This is a genomic window from Pantoea sp. 18069 (assembly GCF_902706035.1).
Classification (GTDB): Bacteria; Pseudomonadota; Gammaproteobacteria; order Burkholderiales; family Burkholderiaceae_C; genus Comamonas.
Genome location: NZ_CACSJA010000017.1, coordinates 43,999 through 67,564, shown reverse-complemented (window position 1 = coordinate 67,564; position 23,566 = coordinate 43,999). Strand labels below are relative to the sequence as shown.

Sequence of the window (23,566 nt, the reverse complement as noted above, 5' to 3'; positions counted from 1 at the left end):
TGAACGGGAGATCAAGCAAAAACAAAGTGCCTGCGCCGCAAGCTTTCCGGCGCAAGAAATGCACCTTTCCACCTCGATGGAGACAAGTTATGAATGCCCCCCTGCCCGAGCACCTGCGGCGTGCACTGGAGACCGTCACCCTCGATGACAAATACGCGTTGGCCCAGGGCCGCGCATTCATGAGCGGGGTGCAGGCGCTGGTTCGCCTGCCCATGCTGCAGCAGCAGCGCGACGCCGCCGCCGGGCTGCGCACCGCCGGCTTCATCAGCGGCTACCGCGGCTCGCCGCTGGGCACCTATGACCAGGCGCTGTGGGCCGCGCGCAAGCACCTCGCCCAGCACGACATCGTGTTCCAGCCCGGCGTCAACGAAGAGCTCGGCGCGACCGCGGTCTGGGGCACGCAGCAGCTCGACCTCTACCCCGAAACGAAGAAGTTCGACGGCGTGTTCGGCATCTGGTACGGCAAGGGCCCGGGCGTGGACCGCTGCTCCGACGTGTTCAAGCACGCCAACATGGCGGGCACGGCCAGGCATGGCGGCGTGCTGGCGATTGCCGGCGACGACCACATCAGCAAGAGCAGCACGGCCGCGCACCAGAGCGACCACATCTTCAAGGCCTGCAGCACACCGGTGTTCTTCCCCAGCAGCGTGCAGGACATCCTCGACATGGGCCTGCACGGCATCGCGATGAGCCGCTTCTCGGGCCTGTGGTCGGGCATGAAGACCATCCAGGAAGTCGTCGAGTCCTCGTCCAGCGTCTCCATCGATCCCGACCGCGTGAACATCGTCGTGCCCGAGGATTTCGTGATGCCGCCCGGCGGCCTGCATATCCGCTGGCCCGACGCGCCGCTCGAGCAGGAAGCGCGGCTGATGGACTACAAGTGGTACGCAGCCCTGGCCTATGTGCGCGCCAACCGGCTCAACTACAACGTGGTCGAAGGCGCCAACGACCGCTTCGGCCTGATCGCCAGCGGCAAGGCCTACAACGACATGCGCCAGGCGCTGGTCGACCTGGGCCTGGACGACGACGTCTGCCGCCAGCTGGGCATACGCGTGCACAAGGTCAACGTGGTCTGGCCGCTGGAAGCCACGATCACGCGCGAGTTCGCGCGCGGCCTGCAGGAAATCCTGGTCGTCGAGGAAAAGCGCCAGGTCATCGAGTACCAGGTCAAGGAAGAGCTCTACAACTGGCGCGCCGATGTGCGCCCCAACGTGCTGGGCAAGTTCGACGAAGGCGAAGGCGATACCTCGGGCGGCGAATGGAGCCAGCCCAATCCGAGCCAGAACTGGCTGCTGCGCGCCAAGGCCGACCTCACGCCGGCGATCATCGCCAAGGCCATCGCCAAGCGCCTCAAGAAGCTCGGCGTGCCCGATGACGTCGTGGCGCGCATGGACCAGCGCCTGGCCGTCATCGATGCGCGCGAGCGCGCGCTGGCCGCGCCGCTGGTCGAGACCGGCGACCGCCAGCCGTGGTTTTGCAGCGGCTGCCCGCACAACACCAGCACGCGCGTGCCCGAAGGCTCGCGCGCCGTCGCCGGCATAGGCTGCCATTACATGGCCAGCTGGATGCCGGACCGCAGCACCTCGACCTTCACCCAGATGGGCGGCGAAGGCGTGACCTGGGTCGGCCAGCAGCCGTTCACCACCGAGCCCCATGTATTCGCCAACCTGGGCGACGGCACCTATTTCCACAGCGGCCTGCTCGCGATCCGCCAGAGCATTGCCGCGGGCGTCAACATCACCTACAAGATTCTCTACAACGACGCCGTGGCGATGACCGGCGGCCAGCAGGTCGGCGAACGGCCCGAAGGCCATTCGGTCGCGCAGATCGCCCACAGCCTGCGCGCCGAAGGCGTGGTGAAGCTGGTGGTGGTCACCGACGATCCCGCCAAATACGAAGGCCGCACCCACCATGTCAAGGGCAGCGCGGCGCGCGCCGGCCACCCCGAACTGCTCGACGACCTGCCCGCGGGCATCGAAGTCTTCCACCGCGACGAACTCGACCGCATCCAGCGCGAGCTGCGCGCCACGCCCGGCTGCACGGCGCTGATCTACGACCAGACCTGCGCCACCGAAAAGCGCCGCCGCCGCAAGCGCGGCACGCTGGCCACGCCCGACCGCGTGGTGGTCATCAACGAGCTGGTCTGCGAAGGCTGCGGCGACTGCTCGGTGCAGTCCAACTGCCTGTCGGTCGAACCCGTGGAAACCGAATTCGGCCGCAAGCGCCGCATCAACCAGAACAGCTGCAACAAGGACTACTCCTGCCTCAAGGGCTTTTGCCCGAGCTTCGTCACGGTCGAAGGCGGCACGCTCAAGAAGCCGAAGCGGGAGAAGAAAGGCCAGCTCGATCTGCTGCCGCCGCTGCCCGAACCTGTGCTGCCGCTGGCCGAAAGCGCCTGGGGCATCGTTGTCGGCGGCGTCGGCGGCACAGGCGTGATCACCATTGGCTCGCTGCTGGGCATGGCCGCCCACCTCGACGGCAAGGGCGTGGTCACCCAGGACGCGGGCGGCCTGGCACAAAAAGGCGGTGCGACCTGGAGCCACATCCAGATCGCGCTGCGGCCTGAAGCTATCTACACCACCAAGGTCGACACCGCCAAGGCCGACCTGGTGATAGGTTGCGACCCCATCGTCGCGGCGCACAAATCGACGCTGGCGGTCATGCAACCGGGCCGCACCTATGTCGCGCTCAACAACCACGCGACGCCCACGGCGGCGTTCGTGCACGACCCCGACTGGCAATTCCCCGGCGGCAACTGCGCCAGCGCCATCGAGAGCGCGGTCGGGCCCGGCCTGGTCGGCAGCTTCGACGCCGAACAGGCCGCCGTGCAACTGATAGGCGACAGCATCTACGCCAACCCGCTGCTGCTGGGCTACGCCTGGCAAAAGGGCCGCGTGCCGCTGTCGCACGCCGCGCTAATGCGCTCCATGGAGCTCAACGGCGTGCAGATCGAGAACAACAAGGCGGCGTTCGAATGGGGCCGCCGCTGCGCCCACGACCTGGCCGCAGTCCAGGCGCTGTACCAGGCCACCCAGGTCATCCACTTCGCCAAGAAGCCGGGCCTGGAGGAAATCGTCGCCAAGCGCGTGGAGTTCCTTACCGGCTACCAGAACGCCGCCTATGCGGACAGCTACAAGGCGCTGGTCGACCAGGTGCATTTCGCCGAACAGGCGCTGGGCAAGGGCACGCGCCTGTCGGAAGCCGTGGCGCGCTACCTGTTCAAGCTGATGGCCTACAAGGACGAGTACGAAGTCGCGCGGCTGCACACCGACGCCGCGTTCACGGCCAAGCTGGCGAACATGTTCGACGGCGACTACAAGCTGGTGCACCACCTCGCGCCGCCGCTGCTGTCGCAAAAGGACGAGCAGGGCCATCTGCGCAAGAAGACCTTCGGCCCCTGGGTGCGCAGCGCGTTCGGGGTACTGACCCGCCTGCGCGGCCTGCGCGGCACGGCCTTCGATGTGTTCGGCTACACCGAGGAGCGGCGCAGCGAGCGCGCGCTGATCGCCGAATACCGCCAGGACATCACCGCGCTGCTGGCAGGCCTGACCCACGAGCGCCTGGCGCTGGCCGTGGAAATCGCGAGCATTCCCGAAGGCATTCGCGGCTACGGCCATGTGAAGGAGCGCCACCTCGAGGCGGCCCAGGCCAAGCGTGCGGCGCTGCTGGCGCAGTGGAGCGCGCCAGCAGCAGCCGCTGCAAGCGTGGCACAGGGCAGTGCGGTGGCGCACTGAAGGGTTTGTCAGACAGGCCGTCCAGTAACTCACTGACCGTCCCTCAAGGGAACTTGTCACGCCCGCCCGGCCCAAAGCCTGGGCGGGTGCGGTGTTTTTGGCGGCCGCCCCCCCGGCTCCGCCAAATACCCAAACGCCCGCGGGTCGGGCCCATGTCCGACGAGAAACACCCGCATACAATGTTCCGTTACCCATCCGGCGCGCAGCCCGCGGCCGGAGAGGAATTCTTTTTTGCCCATCCATCTGTGGAGTCTTCGCCGTGTTTATTTCTTCCGCCTTTGCCCAGACCGCTCCTGCCGCCGCTGCCGAGGGAGGCGGCATGATGGGTTCGCTCACCGGCATGCTGCCGCTGGTGCTGATGTTCGTGGTGCTGTACTTCGTGATGATTCGTCCCCAGATGAAGCGCCAGAAGGAACACCGCGCGATGATCGACGCGCTCGCCAAGGGTGACGAAGTCGCCACCGCCGGCGGCCTGATCGGCAAGGTCACGGGCCTGTCCGATGGCTTCGTGCAGGTCGAGATCTCGTCCGGCGTCGAAGTGCAGCTGCAACGCAGCGCCGTGACGCAAGTGCTGCCCAAGGGCTCGGTCAAGTAATTTTTTCGCTGTCGAAGACGCTGTCTTCACCCTGGCCCGGCGCCTGACCACAGGCTGCCGAGCCCATTGTGCTTTCTGAGAGATACGAGCGCGATCATGAACCGATATCCGGTCTGGAAATACGCGATCATCGTGATCGCGCTGCTGGTAGGTGTGCTTTACACCCTGCCCAATTTTTTTGGTGAAGCGCCTGCAGTCCAGGTGTCTTCGGCCAAGGCCACCGTCAAGGTGGACGCCGCTGTGCTGCAGCGCGTCGAAGAAACGCTCAAGGCCGCGAACCTCGCGCCCGACACGCTGACGCTCGAAGGCACGTCGATACGCGCGCGCTTCAACACCCCCGACCAACAGCTGCAGGCCAAGGACGCGATCCAGCGGGCCTTGGTTCCCGATGCGAACGATCCCGCCTACATCGTCGCGCTGAACCTGGTGTCGCGTTCGCCGGGCTGGCTCACCGCCATCGGTGCCCAGCCCATGTACCTGGGGCTGGACCTGCGCGGCGGCGTGCATTTCATGCTGCAAGTCGACATGCAGGCCGCGCTGACCAAGAAGGCCGAGTCCTTCACCGGCGACCTGCGCACCAGCCTGCGTGACAAGGGCATCCGCCACGGCGGCATTTCGCGCGAAGGCCAGTTCATCGAGATCCGCCTGCGCGACGAAGCGTCGGTGACGGCCACGCGCAACCTGATCGCCGACCAGTATCCCGATCTGCAGACCACGAGCCAGCCTGACGGCAACGACTTCCGCCTGCGCGCCTCGATCAAGCCCGAAGCCGTGCGCAAGGTGCAGGAACAGGCGCTCAAGCAGAACATCGTGACCCTGCACAACCGGATCAACGAACTCGGCGTGGCCGAGCCCGTGATCCAGCAGCAGGGCCTGGACCGCATCGTGGTCCAACTGCCCGGCGTGCAGGACACGGCCAAGGCCAAGGACATCCTGGGCCGCACCGCGACGCTCGAAGTGCGCATGGTCGACGAATCCAGCGAAGCGCGCGCGGCCGAAATGGGCTCGGGCCCGGTGCCGTTCGGCGCCGAGAGGTACCTGGACCGCAGCGGCCAGGCGGTGATCGTCAAGAAGCAGGTCGTGCTCACGGGCGAGAACCTGACCGACGCCCAGCCCGGCTTCGACGGCCAGACCCAGGAGCCCACGGTGAACCTGACGCTCGACGCCAAGGGCGCGCGCATCTTCAAGGACATCACGCGCGAGAACGTGGGCAAGCGCATGGCCATCGTGCTGTTCGAAAAGGGCAAGGGCGAAGTCGTGACGGCACCCGTGATCCGCGCCGAAATCAGCGGCGGGCGGGTGCAGATTTCCGGCCGCATGACGACCATGGAAGCCAACGACACCTCGCTGCTGCTGCGCGCCGGCTCGCTGGCCGCGCCCATGGAAATCATCGAGGAATACACCATCGGCCCCAGCCTGGGCGCCGACAACATCGACCGCGGCATCAACTCCGTGGTCTGGGGCATGGTCGCGATCGCCGTGTTCATGTGTGTCTACTACATGATATTCGGCGTCTTCTCGACGATCGCGCTGTCGATCAACGTGCTGCTGCTGCTGGCCATCCTGTCGATGCTGCAGGCCACGCTGACCCTGCCCGGCATTGCGGCCATGGCGCTGGCGCTGGGCGTGGCCATCGACTCGAACGTGCTGATCAACGAGCGCATCCGCGAGGAGCTGCGCGCCGGCGCGTCGCCGCAGGCCGCGATCAGCGCGGGCTACCAGCACGCCTGGGCGACCATTCTGGACTCTAACGTCACCACCTTGATCGCGGGCCTGGCGCTGCTGGCCTTCGGCTCGGGTGTCGTGCGCGGCTTTGCCGTGGTGCACTGCATAGGCATCCTGACCAGCATGTTCTCGGCGGTGTTCGTTTCGCGCGGCCTGGTCAACCTCTGGTACGGCAACCGCAAGAAGCTCAAGCAAATTTCTATCGGTCAAATCTGGAAGCCCGAAGACGCATCTGAGCTGCGTTCGGTGGCGGCCAAGAAGTAAGGAGGAAGACCATGGAATTCTTCCGCATCAAAAAAGACATCCCGTTCATGAAATACGCGTTGATCCTCAACGCGATTTCCCTGCTGACCTTTGTCCTGGCAGTCTTCTTCCTGCTCACGCGCGGCCTGCACCTGTCGGTGGAGTTCACCGGCGGCACGGTGATGGAAGTCGCCTATGTGCAAAGCGCCGACGTGGGCAAGATCCGGGAAACGGTCTCGGGACTGGGCTACGCCGACGTGATCGTGCAGAACTTCGGCACCTCGCGCGACGTGATGATCCGCCTGCCGGTGCAAAAGGGTGCGACCTCGGCGCAGCAAAGCGAGCAGGTGCTCACTGCGCTCAAGGCCGCCGACCCCGAAGTCACGCTGCGCCGCACCGAGTTCGTCGGCCCGCAGGTCGGCGAAGAGCTGGTGCACAACGGCCTGATGGCGCTGGGCATGGTGATCCTGGGCATCGTGATCTACCTGGCGTTCCGCTTCGAGTGGAAGTTCGGTGTCGCGGCAATCATCGCCAACCTGCACGACGTGGTGATCATCCTGGGCTTTTTCGCCTTCTTCCAGTGGGAGTTCTCGCTGGCGGTGCTCGCCGGCGTTCTGGCCGTTCTCGGCTACTCGGTCAACGAATCGGTCGTGATCTTTGACCGGATCCGCGAAACCTTCCGCAAGTTCCGCAAGCTCAGCACGCCCGAAGTCATCGACCATGCGATCACTTCGACCATGAGCCGGACCGTCATCACCCATGCTTCGACCGAAGCCATGGTGCTGTCGATGTTCTTCTTCGGTGGCCCTAGCCTGCACTATTTCGCGCTGGCGCTGACCATCGGCATCCTGTTCGGCATCTACTCCTCGGTGTTCGTCGCGGCCGCCATCGCCATGTGGCTGGGCGTCAAGCGCGAAGACCTGATCAAGACGCCGAGGAAGGACCACGACGCCAACGACCCTAACGCAGGGGCGACAGTGTAATCACGGGGACCAATGGCTTCCCCGCCCCCACCTCCCGCCGCGCCCGCCACCGGGCTCGTGCGCCAGGCGCGCGAGCAACTGGCGCAGTTGCTGACCCGGGCCCTGCCGGACCTCGCGGCGCGGATGGAGGCATTTCTCGAGCACCTCGCCGACCAGGTCGGCACCCAGCGCGAAATGCAGGCCCATCGCGCGGCCCTGGAGCGCTACCGTGCGCACCAGGCTGCCTGGGTGGATGCCTGCCGCAACGCGCTCGCGGCCGCGCTTGCCGCCTCTGGCCAGCCCGCGCCGGCCGTGCGCAGCAACGCCGCGCTGCCCGGCACCTTCGAGCTGCTCAGCGACGAAGCGATTGAAAACCAGATCCAGGCAGCCCGGCTGGCGCTCGCGACCGACGAGCTCTCCGGCAGCAGCTTTGAAGCCCTGCGCCTGCGCAGCCAGTGGCTGCAGCACCGCGAACTCGCGGCCTGCGATCTGCTGCGCCCCGAAACCTTTTGCGAACTGCTGGTCAACCAGTGGCGGGCCTCGGGTCTGCCGCGCACCGACCTGCACAACCTCACGGCACCGCTGCAATCCGCGCTGGGCGAGTTGCTGCAAGGCGCTTCCGAGGCGCTGCACCAGCTCTACGACGACCATGGCGTGCCGCAGGCCGAGGCGCTCGCCGTGCTGCGCCGCAACCCCGACACCGGAATGGCGCCGCTGCAGACGCCTGCAGGCCAGAGCCCGGCCAAGCCGGCCGGACCCATGCACCCCTTGCTGCGTGCGCGCCACCGCGCCCAGGAAGTGGTGCAGCAGCTGCGCCATCTGCTCGCGCCGGTCACGCGCCTGACCGGCAGCGGGACGGGCGCTGGCGCTGCGGCGCATGCAGCGGCTTCGCAAAGCCTGCTCCAGGCGCTCGCCGAGCAGGGGCCGGGCGAGGCCCGGTTCTATGCAGACCTGCCCAGCGCCCCGGGCATGGGAGGCAATCGCGTCGACCTCGACCAGCTCGCACGCACGCTGCGCCAGCGCTCCAACGCCTGGAAGCTGCAGGCCACGGTGCCCAGCGACCGCGCCGCGATCGAAGTCGTGGCCCTGATGTTCCAGAGCATCCTCGCGCAGGACCGCATTCCGCCTTCGGTGCGCGTCTGGTTCGCGCGCCTGCAGCTGCCGGTGCTGCGCGTGGCGCTGGCCGAGCCCGAGTTCTTCAGCAACCTGCAGCACCCCGCGCGCCTGCTCATCGACCGCATGGGCGCCTGCGTGCTGGGCTTCGACGCGACCAACATGGGCGGCAGCGTGCTCGAAGCGGAGATCGCCCGCCTGGTGCAGACCATAGAGCAATTCCCCGAAACCGGCCAGCGCGTGTTCCTGCTCGCCCACCAGGAGTTCGAGAAGTTCCTGGCCGGCTACCTCACGCAGGCGCAGTCGAAGGCGCGGATCATCTCGCTGGTGCAGCAGGTGGAGGAAAAGGAAACGCTGACCATCCAGTACACGATAGAGTTGCGCCGCCTGCTCCAGGACATGCCGGTACGCGCTGAGCTGCGCAACTTCCTGTTCCGCGACTGGGCCGAAGTGCTCGCGCTGTCGGCCGTGCGCATGGGCGCAATGCATGCCCAGACGCAGGCATTCAAGCAGGCGGCGAGCGATCTGGTCTGGGCGGGCAGCGCCAAGCCCACGCGCGAGCAGCGCGCGCAGTTGATCCGCAGCCTGCCTCAGTTGCTGCAGTGCCTGCGCGAAGGGCTGACGCTGGTCGGCATGCCGGCGAGCGTGCAGGCCGAGCAGCTCAAGCGGCTCACCGACACCCTGGCCGAAGCCTTCATCGCCAAGACCGCGGCGATTGCGCCCGAAGACCTCGAAGCCATGGCCCGGCGCCTGAGCCATCTCGAAGACTTCATGACCAGCGACGGCCTGCCGGCAGACACGCCGCTGTCGGCCGAGAACATCGAAATGCTGCTGGGCGTGGACATCGCCGGCCTGCAGGTGCTCAGCGGCACGGCCCAGCCGGTCGACCCGACGATGCACGAATGGGCGCGCGCGCTGCAACCCGGCAGCTGGTTCACGCTCGACCACAACGGCGCGAGCGTGCAGGTGCAATATGCCTGGCACAGCCGCCAGCGCCAGCTGCATCTGTTCGCCACGCTCGACGGTCAGTGCTATCTGATGCCGCTGCAGCGCCTGGCCAGCTACCTGCAATCGGGCCTGCTGCTGTGGCACGACGCCGAAGGCGTGACGCTGCGCGCTACGCGGGATGCGCTGGCCAGGCTCGAGGCGAATCCGGAACGGCTGCAAGCCGAGATTCTGTAGAGGCTTTTGCAGTACGCCCTCAAACGCCCTTCGACCGGGCCGGCCCAGGACGAACGGGATTTTGAGGCCGTGCTTTAACTTGAGCACGCTGTTTCTTGTTAACGCCTGGCGAGACTTCGTCTCGCTTACCCCGCTCAGGGCGAACGGTAGTGGAAGCGCTAGACGATTCAGCCCCGCTCCAGCCGCTGAAACAGCCCCCCAGGCAAGCGCGCCACGCGCCCCGCGAGCTCGAGCTCGAGCAGCGCCGCCTGCAGCTGCGCCGCGCTCCAGCCGGTGCGCGCGACCAGTTCATCGAGCCCCAGCGGATCGAAGCCCAGCGCCGCGAGCAGTTCGGATTCAAGCGCCGTTTCGGGAGCGCTGGCCGGTGTTTTCGCGGGCCTGGCGCGCTGCGGCAGGCCCTGGAGTTCGCCCAGCACATCCTGCGCCGTCTCGACCAGCGTCGCGCCCTGGCGCAGCAGCGCATGGCAGCCGCGCGACTGCGGCGCATGGATGGAGCCGGGAATGGCAAACACTTCACGGCCCTGCTCCGCGGCCAGCCGCGCCGTGATCAGCGAGCCCGAAGCCAGCGCCGCCTCGACCACCAGCGTGCCCTGCGCCAGGCCCGAAATGATGCGGTTGCGCTGCGGGAAATGCGCGGCCAGCGGCGGCGTGCCCAGCGGGTATTCGCTGACCAGCAGGCCCGCGCGCGCAATGCGCTGCGCGAGCGCCGCATGGCGGCGCGGATAGGGCTGGTCCAGCCCCGTGCCCCAGACGGCAATCGTCGCCGGGCCGGCGTCGCCCTCACGTCCAGCCTGCGCGGCCTGCAGCGCGCCTTCATGCGCCGCGGCATCGATGCCCAGGGCCATGCCCGAGACGATGCACAGGCCGGCCGCGCACAACTCGTGCGCAAAGCGCTGCGCGTCGATCAGGCCCTGGGCGCTGGGGTGGCGGCTGCCGACCACGGCCAGCGCGCGCTGTGCGGGAAACAGCGCTGGCGCACGCGTGAAAGCCTCGGCGGGACCGGCGACATACAGCAGCAGCGGCGGGTCCTCGGTGGCCAGCAGTCCCTCGGGGTAGCGCGGATCGCCCAGCGTGATCACCGCGTGCATGAGCCCTTCAGGAGGTGTCTGCAGCCATTGCCAGCAGGTCTGCAGTGCGGTGCGCTGCGCCGGCGAGATGGTCAGCAGCGCCGTGAGCTGTGCGGGCGCGAGCTGCGCGCGCAAGGCCGTGGGCGACTGCGCGAACAGCGCCTGCACCGAGCCCGATTGCGCCAGCAGGCGCCGGGCGAGCGTGCGGCCGACCCCGGGCGTCTGCGTCAGCCTCAGCCAGGCCGACAGTTCGTCGCGGTCCAAGGCCAGGGGGTCCATGCGGGTCTGCACGGCGGGCTGCCGTTCAGTGCGGCGCGACCAGATGGTCGCCGGCCACCACGGGACGGCGCACATCGAGGATCAGCGCATACGACACGCGGTCAAACGTGCGAAACACCATCGCCAGGCCGTTGTGCTCGCGCGGCAGTTGCACGCGCTCGCGCTTGCCGCCGGTCTTGTCCACGATCACATCGCCCTGGGTCACGAGTTGCAGCACCTGGCCCGCGGTCATCGCGTCGCGCGTGCCGCGGTTGATCGCCACCACCTGGTTCTGCGCGCCGTACTTGACGGCGGAGTCTCCATAGATCGACACCACCCGCGCCTTCACGTCGGCTGGCGCCGCATGCGGCACATAGTTCGAGTAGCTGCGCCCGGGCGCGGGCAGCAGCCGGTCGCCCGCACGGATCTCGCCCTTGGCCTCGACAATGTCTATGGTCGCCGGTACCTGGGTTTCGCTGACCTTGCCCTTGGCGTCCTGTACGCTGATCAGGCTCTCGCCCTCGATCAGCTCGGCCTGGCCCAGGTACTGGGCTTCGTAGCCCAGGATCTCGCCATTGTCCGGGTCCTTGAGCGCGACGGCGTCACGGAAGATGCGCCAGGCGCGAGTCTGCGCCGAATCCGGCTGCGGCACCAGGCCGTTGCTGCCGCGCACATAGGCCCGGTCGGCGCTGGCCATGATCACGCGCTCGTCGGTGGTGGCAACGATGCGCGGCGCCTGCGCGAGCAGCTGCGCATCGACCACCAGCGGCTGGACCAGGAAAGGCTCGATCAGATGCGCGGGCAGCGTAGGCAAGGCCAGGTCGGCCAGGCTTTCGCTGCGCGTGCGCGGCGACAGGCGCACCGTGGGCATGTCCTGCCCGTCGGCGCCCATGCGCAGGCGCGCAAAGCCATTGCTCTTGTCGAGATACAGCACCTGGCCGGGGTAGATGAGGTGGGGATTGGCGATCGAGTTCAGGTTCATGCCCCAGAGCTCGGGCCAGCGCCAGGGCTGGCGCAGGAACAGGCCGGAAATGCCCCAGAGCGTGTCGCCACGCCGCACGGTGTACTGGTCGGGGGCGGTAGGCGACAGATCGCTCAGCGGCACGCCCTGCTGCGCCACCTGCTGGGCCGTGGCGCGCTGCGTGGCGGTCACCGGATAGCCGCCCTGGGCGTACACCGTGGACAGCGCGGCGAGCAGCACGGCCCCGATGCCGCAGGCCCGCGCATTGGAAAATGCCGTCATCTCAATCCCTCTTTTTGGTCAGGCCGCATGCCTGGCGTGTCGCTGTGGCTGCGCCAGCCCTGCAGGCCGCGCCGTAGTAATACGTAACAAAGCTTCACAGATTCTCGACGCAAGGCCTTGATCAGGCAATGATTATTGAACCAGCGCCCAGCGAATAAGCGCAAAAGTGGCGAAAATAGCGACATCATTTTGTTGGCTGCCATGGCAATTCTTCCCATCCTCTGCTACCCCGATCCACGCCTGCACAAGGTGGCCCAGCCGGTCACCGTGGTGGATGAACGCATCCAGACACTGGTTGCCGACATGCTCGCGACCATGTACGACGCCCAGGGCATAGGCCTGGCGGCGACGCAGATCGACGTGCACGAGCGGGTGGTGGTGATCGATGTGTCGGAAGAACGCGACCAGCCGATGGCACTGATCAACCCCGAAATCCTCTGGTCCAGCGACGACAAGCAGGTCGGCGACGAAGGCTGCCTGTCGGTGCCGGGCATCTATGACGGCGTCGAACGCTCGACAGCCGTCAAGGTGCGCGCGCTTGATGAAAAAGGCCAGTCGCGCGAGATCGACGCCGAAGGCATGCTGGCCATCTGCATCCAGCACGAGATGGACCATTTGATGGGCAAGGTGTTCGTCGAATACCTTTCGCCGCTCAAGCGCAACCGCATCAAGACCAAGCTGCTCAAGCAGCAAAAACTGGACCGGCAATGATTGCCCGCCCAGTGCTGTTCCGAGGGGCGCGCTGGGTAGTCTGGGGGGCGGCCAGCCTCTGGCTCGCCGGGTGCGCGGTACCCGAATGGCAAAAGATCGGCAGCCCACGCGCCGAAGTGCTCGAAGACATGGGCCGGCCCACGCTCACGCACGCGCTGCCCGATGGCGGCGAACGCCTGCTCTACAGCCGCCAGCCTGCGGGCCAGCAGGTCTACCACCTCGACTTCGACGCCCGCCAGCGCCTCACGCGCGTGCAGCAGGTGCTGACCATGGAACAGTTCTTTGCGCTGCGCGTCGGCATCGACACGCGCGCCAGCGTGTTGCAGCAATTCGGCCCGCCAGCGCTGGTCGAGCATGTAGCCAGCTTCAAAGGCGACATCTGGACCTACCGTTTGCTGGACAATGGGGCTGCACGCCAGGCCCATGTACACATCGACCCCTCGGACGTGGTGCGCCGCGTGATGTTCACCGACGAAGTATTCAACGACCGCGACCCCTTCGATTAAGAGGGCCGCACCCTTCCCCCCAGTGATTGCATGAACGTCATCTTTGCCGGTACGCCGGAATTCGCCAGCGTGGCCTTGCAGCGTCTGCTCGACGCGGGTTTTCGCGTGCCCCTGGTGCTGACCCAGCCCGACCGGCCCGCGGGCCGTGGCATGAAGCTGCAGGCTTCGCCCGTCAAGCAGTGCGCGCTGGCGCACGGCATTCCCGTGAGCCAGCCGCGCAGCCTGCGACTCGACGGCAAATACCCCGAGGAGGCCGCCCAGGCGCGCGCGGCCATCGAGGCCGCCCAGGCCGATGTGATGGTCGTGGCCGCCTATGGCCTGATCCTGCCCCAGTGGGTGCTGGACACGCCGGCCCAAGGCTGCCTCAACATCCACGCCAGCCTGCTGCCGCGCTGGCGCGGCGCCGCGCCCATCCACCGCGCGATCGAAGCCGGCGATGCCGAAACCGGCGTCACCATCATGCAGATGGACGCCGGGCTGGACACCGGCGACATGTGCCTGATCGAGCGCCTGCCCATAGGCCCGACCGACACCACGGCCAGCCTGCACGACCAGTTGGCCCTGCTGGGCGGCCGGCTGATCGTCGAAGCGCTCGAAATGAGCGCCTGCGGCGGCCTGCCGCGCACGCCCCAGCCCGCCGAAGGCGTGACCTACGCGCACAAGATCGAAAAAGCCGAAAGCTGGATAGACTGGCAGCTGCCGTCTGCGGCCATAGACCGGCGCGTGCGCGCGTTCACGCCGTTTCCCGGCGCCGCGGGCCTGTGGCAGGGCGAAACCATCAAGTTCTGGGAAGGCCGGCCCGAGGCGCGCAGCGCCGTGGCCGCGCCCGGCACGGTGCTCGCCGCCGATGCCGCGGGCGTGGTCGTGGCCTGCGGTGAGGGCGCGATGCGCTTCACCCAGCTGCAGCGCGCGGGCGGCAAGCGCCTGCCCGCAGGCGACTTCCTGCACGGCTTTGCGCTACCCGTGGGCGTGCAGCTCGACGCCACGCCATGAGCCCGGTTCCCGAGCCCGGCTCCGAACTGCGCGTCGTGGCGCGCCGCGCGCTGGGCATTGCACGCGAGCCGGGCTTTCGCCAGGGCATGCAGGACATGAGCGGCGTCTCGCTGGGCATTGCCGCCTGGGCGCTGGTCACGGGCGTGGCCATGGTCAAGAGCGGCATGACCGTGTCCATGGCCTTGTTCATGTCGTTCGTGGTCTATGCGGGCAGCGCCCAGCTGGCCGTGCTGCCGCTGATGATCGCCGGCGCGCCGCTGTGGGTGGTGTGGTTCACCGCGATCTGCGTGAACCTGCGCTTCGTGATCCTGAGCAGCATGTGGCGTGCGTACTTCGCCCACCTTGCGCGCCGCCACCGGCTGGCCCTGAGCTATTTCAGCGGCGACGTCATCTTTGTCGCGTTTCTCAAGCGCTACCCCGAGGGCCAGCGCAGCCCCGAACAGCTGCCCTACTTCTGGGGCGCGGCGGCGACCAACTGGATGGTCTGGCAAGGCTTCTCGGTCGCCGGCATCTTTCTCGCCGACCAGGTGCCTCTGTCCTGGGGCCTGGGATTCGCGGGCGTGCTGGCGCTGCTGGGCGTGCTGTATTCGATGCTCACCGACCGCACCACCTGGGCCGCGACCGGCGTGGCCGCGGCCGTGGCGGTCGCCGCGTTCGCGCTGCCGCTCAAGCTCAACATCCTGGCCGCGATCGCCGCCGCGGTGGCCGTGGGCCTGATGATGGAAAACACCGAACGCCGGCTGCGCGAGTGGCGCGCCGGCCCCGCCGCGCTGCGCGCGCCCGACCCCGAGCGCGGCGAACGCCACCCGGTGCTGCCGCTCGATGAGGAAAAACGGCCATGATGGACTCCTGGTGGCTTTTTGCCTTGAACTGCCTGGGCCTGGGCGCGATCACCCTGCTGACGCGCGCGTTCTTCATGGTCCCCGCGCGCGAAGTGCCCATGCCGCACTGGCTCAAGCGCGGACTCAAGTACGCGCCGCTGGCCGCGCTCGCGGCGGTGATAGCGCCCGAGCTGGTCATCACCCAGGGCGCGCTGATCCAGACCCTGCTTGACGCCCGGCTGCCGGCCGTGGCCTGCGCCAGCGTCTACTATTACTGGCGGCGCGGGATTCTGGGGACCATTGTCGTGGGCATGGCGGTTTACTTGCCGTTGCATATTGGGTGGGGTTGGTAGTACGGATCGCACGCTGCGCCCTGAAACGCCCTTCGACGGGCTCAGGGCGAACGGAGTGGAAGCACTGGAAGACAGCGTTTTCCGGACATGGCATTCATGCCTCTTTCACCAGTGCACCCTACAATAGCGGCGCTCTTTTAATCCACCGCCACCACTGCCTCCTGGCGAGGCTGATCCGCTGCCATGAACATTCTTCGCTTCTCCGATCTGTGTGCCCAGGGCAAAGCCCAGGGCCAACGCGTTTTCATCCGTGCCGACCTGAACGTTCCGCTGAGCGACACCGGTGAGATCACCGAAGACACGCGCGTGCGCGCTTCGGTGCCATGCATTGAAATGGCGCTCAAGGCCGGTGCGGCGGTGATGGTCACCAGCCACCTGGGCCGTCCGACCGAAGGCCAGTTCCAGCCCGCCGACTCGCTCGCTCCCGTGGCCAGGCGCCTGGCTGAGCTGCTGGGCCGTGAGGTGCCGCTGGTCGCGGACTGGGTCGACGGCGTGCAGGTCCAGCCCGGCCAGGTCGTGCTGCTGGAAAACTGCCGCGTCAACGTCGGCGAGAAGAAGAACCAGGAAGCGCTGGCCAGAAAGCTCGCCGCGCTGTGCGATATCTTCGTCAACGATGCGTTCGGCACGGCCCACCGCGCCGAAGGCACGACCTACGGCATCGCCCAGTTCGCGCCCGTGGCCTGCGCCGGCCCGCTGCTGTCGGCCGAGATCGACGCGCTGCAAAAGGCGCTGGCCGCGCCCGCCCAGCCGCTGGTGGCCATCGTCGCCGGCTCCAAGGTCTCGACCAAGCTGACCATCCTCGAAGCGCTGGCGCACAAGGTCGACCAGCTGATCGTCGGCGGCGGCATCGCCAACACGTTCATGCTGGCCGCGGGCCTGAAGATCGGCAAGTCGCTGGCCGAGCCCGACCTCGTCGACAAAGCCAAGGCGGTGATCGATGCCATGGCCGCGCGCGGCGCGCAGGTGCCGATTCCCACCGACGTGGTCGTCGCCAAGACGTTTGCCGCCGATGCGCCCGCGACCATCAAGGCCGCGACCGATGTCGCCGATGACGACCTGATCCTCGACATCGGCCCCGAGACCGCCGCCCGCCTGGCCGCGCAGCTCAAGGCCGCGGGCACCATTGTCTGGAACGGCCCCGTGGGCGTGTTCGAGTTCGCGGCCTTTGAAAACGGCACGCGCACCATTGCCCAGGCCATCGCCGAGTCGTCGGCGTTCAGCATTGCCGGTGGTGGCGACACCCTCGCGGCGATTGCCAAGTACGGCATCGAAGACCGGGTCGGCTATATCTCGACCGGCGGCGGCGCGTTCCTCGAAGTGCTTGAAGGCAAAACGCTTCCTGCATTTGAAATCCTCGAGAAACGCGCCAACGGCTGATTGCCATGTAACGCCCTGCCCTAAGCCCCGGTCCGCCGGGGCTTTTTGCTTGCCGTGCCTTAAAATCGCGCCCCATGACTTTCCTCGACATGCTGCGCAACGCCGGCTCGCAAAACCAATCCATGCTGTGTGTGGGGCTCGATCCCGAGCCCAACCGCTTTCCTGCCGCGATGCAGGGCGATGCCTCGAAGATCTTTGACTTCTGCGCCGCCATCGTCGATGCCACCGCCGATCTGGTGAACTCGTTCAAGCCGCAGATCGCCTATTTCGCGGCCCACCGCGCGGAAGACCAGCTCGAGCGGCTGATGGCCCACATGCGCGCCGTCGCGCCCCATGTGCCGGTGATTCTCGACGCCAAGCGCGGCGACATCGGCTCCACGGCCGAGCAGTACGCCAAGGAGGCGTTCGAGCGCTACGGCGCCGATGCCGTGACCCTGTCGCCGTTCATGGGCTTCGACTCGGTCGCGCCCTATCTGAAGTACGAAGGCAAGGGCGCGTTCCTGCTGTGCCGCACCTCCAACCCCGGTGGCGACGACCTGCAGGCGCGCACGCTGGCCGATGTGCCGGGCAACCCCAAGGTGTTCGAACATGTGGCCGCGCTCGCGCAAGGCCCCTGGAACCTCAACGGCCAGCTGGGCCTGGTGGTCGGCGCGACGCGCCCGCATGAAATCGAGCGCGTGCGCGAGATTGCCCCGACGCTGCCGCTGCTGATCCCCGGTGTCGGCGCCCAGGGCGGCGACGCCGTGGCCACGGTCAAGGCCGGGCTGCGCGAACACGGCAGCATCATCGTCAACTCGTCGCGCGCCATCCTGTACGCGTCGTCGGGCACCGATTTCGCCCAGGCCGCGCGCGCCCAGGCGCAAGCCACGCGCGAAACCCTGCAGCAAGCCGCTCGCGAAGCGCGCGGCTGACCGGGGGCCCGGCCATGCAGATCAAGTGGCTGGAAGACTTCATCATGCTGGCCCAGGAGCGCAGCTTCACGCGCGCGGCCGAACTGCGCCATGTGACCCACCCGGCGTTCGGGCGGCGCATACGCGCGCTCGAAGCCTGGACGGGCACGCCGCTGGTCACGCCGGGCAGCAGCCCCGTGCGCCTCACGCCCGCGGGCGAAGCCTTTCTCGAGACCTGCGGGCTGATGACGCGCACGCTCGCGCAGTCGCACGAGGAACTGCAGGCCATTGCGGGCCTGCAGGCGCAGACCATCACGCTGGCCACGGGCCGCACGCTGGCGCGCACCATCGTCGCCGACTGGCTGCTGCGCCTGGGCCCGCTGCTGCAGACCAGCCCGCTGACGGTGTTCACGCGCACGCTGCATGAAACCGTGGCCATGCTGGAGCAGGACGAAATCCATTTCTCGCTGATCTACCACCACCCGGCCATCGCCGTGCGGCTCGATGCACGCCAGTTCAGCCATGTGCATATCGCCAGCGACCGGCTGGTGCCGGTGTCGCGCGCCAACGCCGCGGGCCAGGCGCTGCACAGCTTTGCCGCGCCCGGCAGCGTGCCCTATCTGGCCTATCCCCACCGCATGGCGCTGGGCCGCCTGGTCGAAGACCATCTGTCGCAGAACCCCGATGCGCCGCGGCTGCACCGCATTCTCGAATGCGATTCGGCCGATGCGCAGTACGAATACGTGCACAAGGGCCTGGGCGTGGCCTGGCTGCCCTGGTCCATGGCGCACGCGGATTGCAAGGCCAGGCGGCTGGCGCTGGCCGGAAGCCGCAACATGGAAGTGCGCTTCGACGTGCGCATGTACCGGCCCAAGCGGCGCCTGACGCCCGCCGCCGAGGAATTCTGGCGCCGCGTCACTGAGCGATAAGCCCCCCGAGCGGGCGGGCCCCTGCATGGGCGGCCCTTCCTCGGTGCCCCTGAAATGGGACATGCCTGTGTTACGGCTTGAAGACAACACAAGCGGGCAGACTTTTTTCGTGCCACAACAGCACGGCATGGTGCCGTTATGGCACCAAATCGGGCACTGGGTCTTTTGACAATCGAGGTTATCCAAATAAGGAATCACCCCATGCAAAATCGTTCTATCCTGCGCCGCACTGCCCTGGCCTGCGGTATCGCCCTTCTGGCCGCTGGTTCCGCTTTCGCCGACGCTTCGTACCCCAGCAAGCCCATCACCATGGTCATCGGCTATCCGCCGGGCGGCAGCACCGATCTGATCGGCCGCATGGTCGGCACCGAACTCTCCACACGCCTGGGCCAGCCCGTGGTGATCGAGAACCTGGGTGGCGCCGGTGGCGCGATCGGCGCGCAGAAAGTCGCCAAGGCTGCACCTGATGGCTACACCATCATGGTCGGCGCGAACAACGAACTGGCCATTGCCCGCCTGATCAACAAGAGCGTGAAGTACACCATCCAGGACTTCACCCCCATTGGCCTGGTGGCTTCGCAGCCCATGGTGCTGGTCGCTTCGCAAAAGGCCGGTGTCAAGAACACCGCCGAATTCATCGCCTCCGTCGCGAAGAACCCCGGCAAGTTCAGCTACGGCAGCTCGGGCGTGGGCACGGCACTGCACCTCGCCGGTGAAACGGTCCAGGAACAGGGCAACCTGAAGATGACCCACATCCCCTACCGCGGTGTGGCGCCCCTGACCACCGACCTGGTCGGCAACAACATCGAATACGGTGTGTTCGTTCTGTCCAGCGGCCTGCCCCACATCCAGTCGGGCAAGGTGATCGCCCTGGGCACGACCGAAGCCAAGCGTTCGGCCATCACGCCCGACATCCCGGCCCTGTCCGAAAACCCGGCATTCAAGAACGTGGACCTCGGTTCCTGGTTCGCGATGATGGCCCCGGCCAACCTGCCCAAGCCCATCCAGGACAAGCTCAAGAAGGCCTTGAGCGACACGCTGGCGTCGGCCGAATTCCGCAAGAAGCTCGCCGCGACGGGCTCGACGGTCATGGACCAGAAGGTCGACCCCGCCAAGTTCATCGACGCCGAAATCGCCAAGTACGCCAAGATTGTCGAGTTCGCCAAGATCGAAGAGTGAGCGATGAGCGCACTGCACTTTGAACTGCCGGCGCCCGACATCAGCGCCTGGCGCGCGGGCAACACCGGCACCGAAGGCGTCTGGCATTTCGACTCGGGCCTGCCGGGCCGTCAGGTGATGATCTCCGCGCTGGTCCACGGCAACGAGCTGTGCGGCGCCTGGGCGCTCAAGGGCCTGCTCGAAGCCGGCCTGCGCCCGCTGCAGGGCACGCTGACGCTGGTGTTCGCCAACCTCGAGGCGTTCGATCGTTTCGATGCGAACGCCCACGATGCCTCGCGCTTCACCGATGAAGACCTCAACCGCCAGTGGAGCGACGCGCGCATAGACGCCGGCGACACCAACGAGCGCCGGCGCGCCGCGGCGCTGCGCCCGTTCGTGCGCCAGACCGACTGGCTGCTCGACCTGCACTCTATGCACGAGCCTTCGGCGCCGCTGCTGCTGACCGGCGTGCAGCCGCGCAACCTGGTGCTGGCCAAGCAGATGGGCGCGCCCGCGCACATCGTCGTCGACGCCGGCCACAAGGACGGTACGCGCCTGCGCGACTACGGCCGCTTTGGCCTGCCCGACGATGCAGCCGGCGACTCGCGCTCGCTGCTGGTCGAATGCGGCTTCCACGGCGACCCGGCCAGCCGCGCCGTGGCCCAGGACCAGTGCCTGCGCTTCCTGCTCGCGTCCGAAGTCATCGATGACGCCGAAGCCCTGCGCCTGCTGCCCGGCTGGCGCCTGCCCGCGCCGGCCGAGCAGTTCGCGCTGACCGTGACCGGCCCGGTGGTCGCCAAGAGCCAGGGCTTTCGCTTCAACGCACCGTTCACGGGCCTGGAGCGCTTCGCGCAGGCCGGCACCGTGATCGGCGACAACGACGGCGAAGCCGTGTGCACGCCCTACGACGATTGCGTGCTGGTCATGCCCTCGGTGCGCCAGGCGCGCGCGGGCGTGACCGTCGTGCGCTTTGCGCGCTGCGCGCCGCTCTGATTCCAGGGTTTCATCCCCATTCCTTGCCGCCGGCGCCGGCGGCAAGGAACTGTGGATAAAAATGTGGATAACTTTGGAATTTGTGCGCACCGGGCAGGCCTCAGGGCCGCATCCTGCGGAGAAAAGGCCCCCACGCTCCCCTAGCTTCGCAAGGTCCGCTGCCCCCCAAGGGGGCTGCTTTCATCTTGGGGCGGCCCGGCGATGAAAAATGGCCCCCATGCCCAAAGCGTGGGGGCCTTTTTGCTTTCGGCGTGTCTTATTTCACCGTCACGGTCATCGGCCTGGCGAAGATCGTATAGCTGTAGGTGCCGTCCCCCATCTTGTAGGTATGACCGGGCAGCACGGTGGCCGTACCGGGTGCGGTGAAAGTCACGCTGCCGTTGGCTGCGATGGTGTGCGCGGGCGCGCCGTCGAGCACCACCAGCGGGTTGCTCGTGCCGGCGCTGACAGCGCCGACCTGCGAAGTCAGCGAGACCGGAACGCTGAACGCCGTTCCCACCGCGGCCGTGGACGCGCTTGCCGCCGAGATTGCCACAGGGAAGTCTTTCGCCCAATGCGCGTAATCGGTCGTGATGCCGTGCGTGCCATAGCTGTAGAGGCGGTAGAAGTCGTTCTGGTTGTTGATGGTCCAGGGCCAGAACGTGATGCCGCGGTGCTTGGCGGCTTCCATCGTCGCCTGCGTCGGGCCGCTGCCGTACGACGGGTTGTAGGTCGACGAGTAGAGCTGCGTGGCGTTGAGGATGTTGCGCAGGCTCACGCCCACGTCACCGGTGTCGACATTGCTGTTGAGAAAGCCGGTGCTGATCTCGGGCAGCGTCGCGCCCATGCGGTTGAGCTGGTCGCCGCTGAACGAGATCGCGACCACCTGGTCCTTGACGCCGGCCTTCTCGAGTTCCTGCTTGAGCAGCGGGACGATGCCCGCGGTGGTGCTCTTGATCTCGATGAAATGGCTGACGTTGCGGCCCTTGAACGCCTCGAAGAACTCCTGCAGCGTCGGCACGGCGTAGCCGCCGGTCTTGGTCCTGAGCGCCTTGACTTCGGCCAGCGTCATGGTCTCTATGCGCCCCGTGCCGTCGGTGGTGCGGTTGACGGTGTCGTCATGCATGATGACCAGGTGGTTGTCCGTGGTCATGTAGATGTCGTTCTCGACCGCATCCGCGCCCGCGGCGACGGCCGCCTGCGCGCCTTCGAGCGTGTTCTCGTCGGTGGTCGAGGGCATGCCGCGGTGGCCCGTGACCAGCGGCTTGCGCAGCAGCGTATGGGCCGGCAGCTTCTTGAGCACCGCGGTGTAGACGCCGGCATCGGCCGCGATCACGCCATTGACACCCGTGGTCAGCACTTCGGCCGCTTCGGCGGGCGTTGCCGCGCTCGACTTCGCCCAGGGCGTGAGCAGCAGGCGCTGCAGATGCGCGACCGTCGTGCGGTTGGTCATGGCCGGGGGCAGCACCGCGATCTTGGCCTTGGCGCGGTTGGTCGCGCTGACCACCTGCAGGATGTCCTGTGAACTGTTGCCGAGGAAAGCCGAAGCCGAGAAATCGACGGCCGTGCGCACCGACGGCAGCGCGGCGCGGGCGCGTGCGAGCAGCTCGACGTTGTCCGACAGCAGGGTCACGTCGCCCAGGTCGTTCTCGACCGCAAAGGCCGCGAGCGCGGTCACGGTCGCGGTGTCGGCAATGCGCAGCACGGGAATCGTGGCGCGATCGGCCTGGGCGAAATAGTGGGCCAGCGAGGCCAGGCTTTCGCCGCCGTCGCTGCGCAGGTTCAGGCTGGCGTCGATATGGAACAGCGCGTTGCTAGCGCCACTGCCCGCGAGCTGCGTCTGCGCCGTCATCGGCTGCACCAGCGTCGGCGCCATCGCCGCGCGCGTGCCCGTGTCCTGCACGGCGATCACCTTGCTCACGTCGGGCAGTGCGCTCAACTGCTCGGTCACCTTGATGCTGTCGACGCGCATGACGGTGCCGGCCGCCTGCAGGCCGATGCCACCCTTGGCCATCGCCGCGTCGAGCGTCATGTCGTGCGTCAGCGTGTTGTCCAGGTATTGGCGCACGCGGTTGCCGTGGACGATCACGGTCGCGGTATAGGTCTTCGCGGGATCGATGGCTTCGGTGAAGGCCTTGGTGCCCGCGACCATCCAGCCGCCGTTCTTGCGCAGTGCGAACTCGGTGCCGTTGGCGGCCGTGGCATTGGCGCGGATCGCGAACTGGTAGTACGGGTCGTAGGGAATGGCGCCGTCCACGGCCGAGGTGCGGTACATCACGCTGCCCCAGCGCCCGGTGTTGTTGGGCGACTCGAGCGTGAACACCACGTCGATGCGGTAGTTGGTCAGTTCCTGCAGCGACGCGGGCAGGGCCACCGAGGTCATGGCCGTGTCATGGGCACGCGCGTCGATGTAGAGGCTGCCGTCGCGCACGGCCACCGTGCCGCGGTTGGCGGCCAGCGTCGACCAGCCTGCCGGCAGCGCCGTCAGGCCCTCGAAGCTCTCGTCGATGTAGACCTCGGCGACGGCCTCGGGCGTCTCGGGCTCGGGTTGTTCCGGAGTTTCCGGTTGTTCCGGCGCTGGCGTTTCGGGCGTGGGCAGCGTGGGCGTGGTGGGGTCGACAGGGCTGCTGCCCTCGTTGTCACCACCGCAGGCTGCCAGACTGATCGCCAGAAAGGCCGCTACCACTGTCTTCGACGTGTTCATCTCATCCCCGTTTACAGAAAAGGATGAATC

General features: G+C 67.3%; 19 protein-coding genes. 15 read left to right on the top strand and 4 right to left on the bottom strand.

Features of this window, described 5'->3' with window-relative positions:
* Positions 1 to 89 precede the first annotated feature (89 nt).
* The 5 genes from GVL12_RS14750 to GVL12_RS14730 all read left to right on the top strand — a co-directional run bounded on the left by GVL12_RS14750 (position 90) and on the right by GVL12_RS14730 (position 9,554).
* Positions 90 to 3,734 (top strand): indolepyruvate ferredoxin oxidoreductase family protein, encoded by a 3,645-nt coding sequence (locus tag GVL12_RS14750; RefSeq protein WP_159915282.1) that lies wholly within the window; start codon positions 90 to 92, stop codon positions 3,732 to 3,734.
* A gap of 259 nt (positions 3,735 to 3,993) precedes the next feature.
* Positions 3,994 to 4,329: a preprotein translocase subunit YajC gene (gene yajC, locus GVL12_RS14745; RefSeq protein WP_159915280.1), complete on the top strand. Its 336-nt coding sequence runs from the start codon at positions 3,994 to 3,996 to the stop codon at positions 4,327 to 4,329.
* 96 nt (positions 4,330 to 4,425) lie between these two features.
* On the top strand, positions 4,426 to 6,318 hold the full coding sequence (secD, locus tag GVL12_RS14740; RefSeq protein ID WP_159915278.1) for a protein translocase subunit SecD: 1,893 nt from the start codon (positions 4,426 to 4,428) through the stop codon (positions 6,316 to 6,318).
* An 11-nt stretch (positions 6,319 to 6,329) separates the two neighbouring features.
* Positions 6,330 to 7,280 carry a protein translocase subunit SecF gene (secF, locus tag GVL12_RS14735; protein WP_159915276.1) on the top strand — a complete coding sequence of 317 codons (951 nt, stop codon included), beginning with the start codon at positions 6,330 to 6,332 and terminating at the stop codon, positions 7,278 to 7,280.
* Positions 7,281 to 7,292: 12 nt separating this feature from the next.
* Positions 7,293 to 9,554, top strand: a complete 2,262-nt coding sequence (locus GVL12_RS14730; RefSeq protein ID WP_159915274.1) for a DUF1631 family protein — start codon at positions 7,293 to 7,295, stop codon at positions 9,552 to 9,554.
* A 167-nt stretch (positions 9,555 to 9,721) separates the two neighbouring features.
* Here the strand turns inward: GVL12_RS14730 and dprA are convergent, their stop codons facing one another.
* The 3 genes from dprA to GVL12_RS14715 are packed head-to-tail and all read right to left on the bottom strand — an operon-like array spanning position 9,722 to position 12,325.
* Positions 9,722 to 10,912: a DNA-processing protein DprA gene (gene dprA, locus GVL12_RS14725; RefSeq protein ID WP_200843768.1), complete on the bottom strand. Its 1,191-nt coding sequence runs from the start codon at positions 10,910 to 10,912 to the stop codon at positions 9,722 to 9,724.
* 13 nt (positions 10,913 to 10,925) lie between these two features.
* Positions 10,926 to 12,122: a LysM peptidoglycan-binding domain-containing protein gene (locus GVL12_RS14720; RefSeq protein ID WP_159915272.1), complete on the bottom strand. Its 1,197-nt coding sequence runs from the start codon at positions 12,120 to 12,122 to the stop codon at positions 10,926 to 10,928.
* Positions 12,119 to 12,325 carry a hypothetical protein gene (locus GVL12_RS14715; protein WP_159915270.1) on the bottom strand — a complete coding sequence of 69 codons (207 nt, stop codon included), beginning with the start codon at positions 12,323 to 12,325 and terminating at the stop codon, positions 12,119 to 12,121. Before GVL12_RS14715 ends, GVL12_RS14720 begins: the two co-directional genes overlap by 4 nt.
* On the opposite strand from GVL12_RS14715, the gene def reads away from it, so the two are divergent.
* The 10 genes from def (at position 12,324) to GVL12_RS14665 (ending at position 20,853) form a co-directional block, all read left to right on the top strand.
* Positions 12,324 to 12,833, top strand: a complete 510-nt coding sequence (def, locus tag GVL12_RS14710) for a peptide deformylase (protein ID WP_159915268.1) — start codon at positions 12,324 to 12,326, stop codon at positions 12,831 to 12,833. The genes GVL12_RS14715 and def overlap by 2 nt on opposite strands.
* Entirely contained in the window at positions 12,830 to 13,339 is a 510-nt protein-coding gene (locus tag GVL12_RS14705; protein WP_159915266.1) for a hypothetical protein, read from the top strand. The genes def and GVL12_RS14705 overlap by 4 nt, the downstream gene beginning before the upstream one ends.
* Positions 13,340 to 13,369: 30 nt before the next feature.
* Positions 13,370 to 14,332 carry a methionyl-tRNA formyltransferase gene (gene fmt, locus GVL12_RS14700; protein ID WP_159915264.1) on the top strand — a complete coding sequence of 321 codons (963 nt, stop codon included), beginning with the start codon at positions 13,370 to 13,372 and terminating at the stop codon, positions 14,330 to 14,332.
* On the top strand, positions 14,329 to 15,174 hold the full coding sequence (locus GVL12_RS14695) for an AzlC family ABC transporter permease (RefSeq protein ID WP_159915262.1): 846 nt from the start codon (positions 14,329 to 14,331) through the stop codon (positions 15,172 to 15,174). Before fmt ends, GVL12_RS14695 begins: the two co-directional genes overlap by 4 nt.
* Positions 15,171 to 15,506: an AzlD domain-containing protein gene (locus GVL12_RS14690; RefSeq protein WP_200843767.1), complete on the top strand. Its 336-nt coding sequence runs from the start codon at positions 15,171 to 15,173 to the stop codon at positions 15,504 to 15,506. The genes GVL12_RS14695 and GVL12_RS14690 overlap by 4 nt, the downstream gene beginning before the upstream one ends.
* Before the next feature lie 183 nt (positions 15,507 to 15,689).
* Positions 15,690 to 16,883, top strand: coding sequence for a phosphoglycerate kinase (locus GVL12_RS14685; RefSeq protein ID WP_159915260.1), 1,194 nt, complete (start codon positions 15,690 to 15,692; stop codon positions 16,881 to 16,883).
* A gap of 74 nt (positions 16,884 to 16,957) precedes the next feature.
* Positions 16,958 to 17,794: an orotidine-5'-phosphate decarboxylase gene (gene pyrF / locus GVL12_RS14680; RefSeq protein WP_159915258.1), complete on the top strand. Its 837-nt coding sequence runs from the start codon at positions 16,958 to 16,960 to the stop codon at positions 17,792 to 17,794.
* Positions 17,795 to 17,808: 14 nt separating this feature from the next.
* A complete protein-coding gene (locus tag GVL12_RS14675; protein WP_159915256.1) occupies positions 17,809 to 18,702 on the top strand; it encodes a LysR family transcriptional regulator in 894 nt (297 codons plus the stop codon).
* 201 nt (positions 18,703 to 18,903) lie between these two features.
* Positions 18,904 to 19,881 (top strand): tripartite tricarboxylate transporter substrate binding protein, encoded by a 978-nt coding sequence (locus GVL12_RS14670; RefSeq protein WP_159915254.1) that lies wholly within the window; start codon positions 18,904 to 18,906, stop codon positions 19,879 to 19,881.
* Between the two features lie 3 nt (positions 19,882 to 19,884).
* A complete protein-coding gene (locus tag GVL12_RS14665; protein ID WP_159915252.1) occupies positions 19,885 to 20,853 on the top strand; it encodes a succinylglutamate desuccinylase/aspartoacylase family protein in 969 nt (322 codons plus the stop codon).
* 256 nt (positions 20,854 to 21,109) lie between these two features.
* Here the strand turns inward: GVL12_RS14665 and GVL12_RS14660 are convergent, their stop codons facing one another.
* Positions 21,110 to 23,536 carry a glycerophosphodiester phosphodiesterase family protein gene (locus GVL12_RS14660; protein ID WP_159915250.1) on the bottom strand — a complete coding sequence of 809 codons (2,427 nt, stop codon included), beginning with the start codon at positions 23,534 to 23,536 and terminating at the stop codon, positions 21,110 to 21,112.
* Between the last annotated feature and the right edge of the window lie 30 nt (positions 23,537 to 23,566).

Bases quoted from the DNA above. Each gene is read 5' to 3' on its own strand.
- GVL12_RS14750 (WP_159915282.1), top strand. From the start codon at position 90: ATGAATGCCCCCCTGCCCGAGCACCTGCGGCGTGCACTGGAGACCGTC.
- secD (WP_159915278.1), top strand. From the start codon at position 4,426: ATGAACCGATATCCGGTCTGGAAATACGCGATCATCGTGATCGCGCTG.
- secF (WP_159915276.1), top strand. From the start codon at position 6,330: ATGGAATTCTTCCGCATCAAAAAAGACATCCCGTTCATGAAATACGCG.
- GVL12_RS14730 (WP_159915274.1), top strand. From the start codon at position 7,293: ATGGCTTCCCCGCCCCCACCTCCCGCCGCGCCCGCCACCGGGCTCGTG.
- GVL12_RS14720 (WP_159915272.1), bottom strand. From the start codon at position 12,122: ATGACGGCATTTTCCAATGCGCGGGCCTGCGGCATCGGGGCCGTGCTG.
- def (WP_159915268.1), top strand. From the start codon at position 12,324: ATGGCAATTCTTCCCATCCTCTGCTACCCCGATCCACGCCTGCACAAG.
- GVL12_RS14715 (WP_159915270.1), bottom strand. From the start codon at position 12,325: ATGGCAGCCAACAAAATGATGTCGCTATTTTCGCCACTTTTGCGCTTA.
- GVL12_RS14705 (WP_159915266.1), top strand. From the start codon at position 12,830: ATGATTGCCCGCCCAGTGCTGTTCCGAGGGGCGCGCTGGGTAGTCTGG.
- fmt (WP_159915264.1), top strand. From the start codon at position 13,370: ATGAACGTCATCTTTGCCGGTACGCCGGAATTCGCCAGCGTGGCCTTG.
- GVL12_RS14695 (WP_159915262.1), top strand. From the start codon at position 14,329: ATGAGCCCGGTTCCCGAGCCCGGCTCCGAACTGCGCGTCGTGGCGCGC.
- GVL12_RS14690 (WP_200843767.1), top strand. From the start codon at position 15,171: ATGATGGACTCCTGGTGGCTTTTTGCCTTGAACTGCCTGGGCCTGGGC.
- GVL12_RS14685 (WP_159915260.1), top strand. From the start codon at position 15,690: ATGAACATTCTTCGCTTCTCCGATCTGTGTGCCCAGGGCAAAGCCCAG.
- pyrF (WP_159915258.1), top strand. From the start codon at position 16,958: ATGACTTTCCTCGACATGCTGCGCAACGCCGGCTCGCAAAACCAATCC.
- GVL12_RS14675 (WP_159915256.1), top strand. From the start codon at position 17,809: ATGCAGATCAAGTGGCTGGAAGACTTCATCATGCTGGCCCAGGAGCGC.
- GVL12_RS14670 (WP_159915254.1), top strand. From the start codon at position 18,904: ATGCAAAATCGTTCTATCCTGCGCCGCACTGCCCTGGCCTGCGGTATC.
- GVL12_RS14665 (WP_159915252.1), top strand. From the start codon at position 19,885: ATGAGCGCACTGCACTTTGAACTGCCGGCGCCCGACATCAGCGCCTGG.
- GVL12_RS14660 (WP_159915250.1), bottom strand. From the start codon at position 23,536: ATGAACACGTCGAAGACAGTGGTAGCGGCCTTTCTGGCGATCAGTCTG.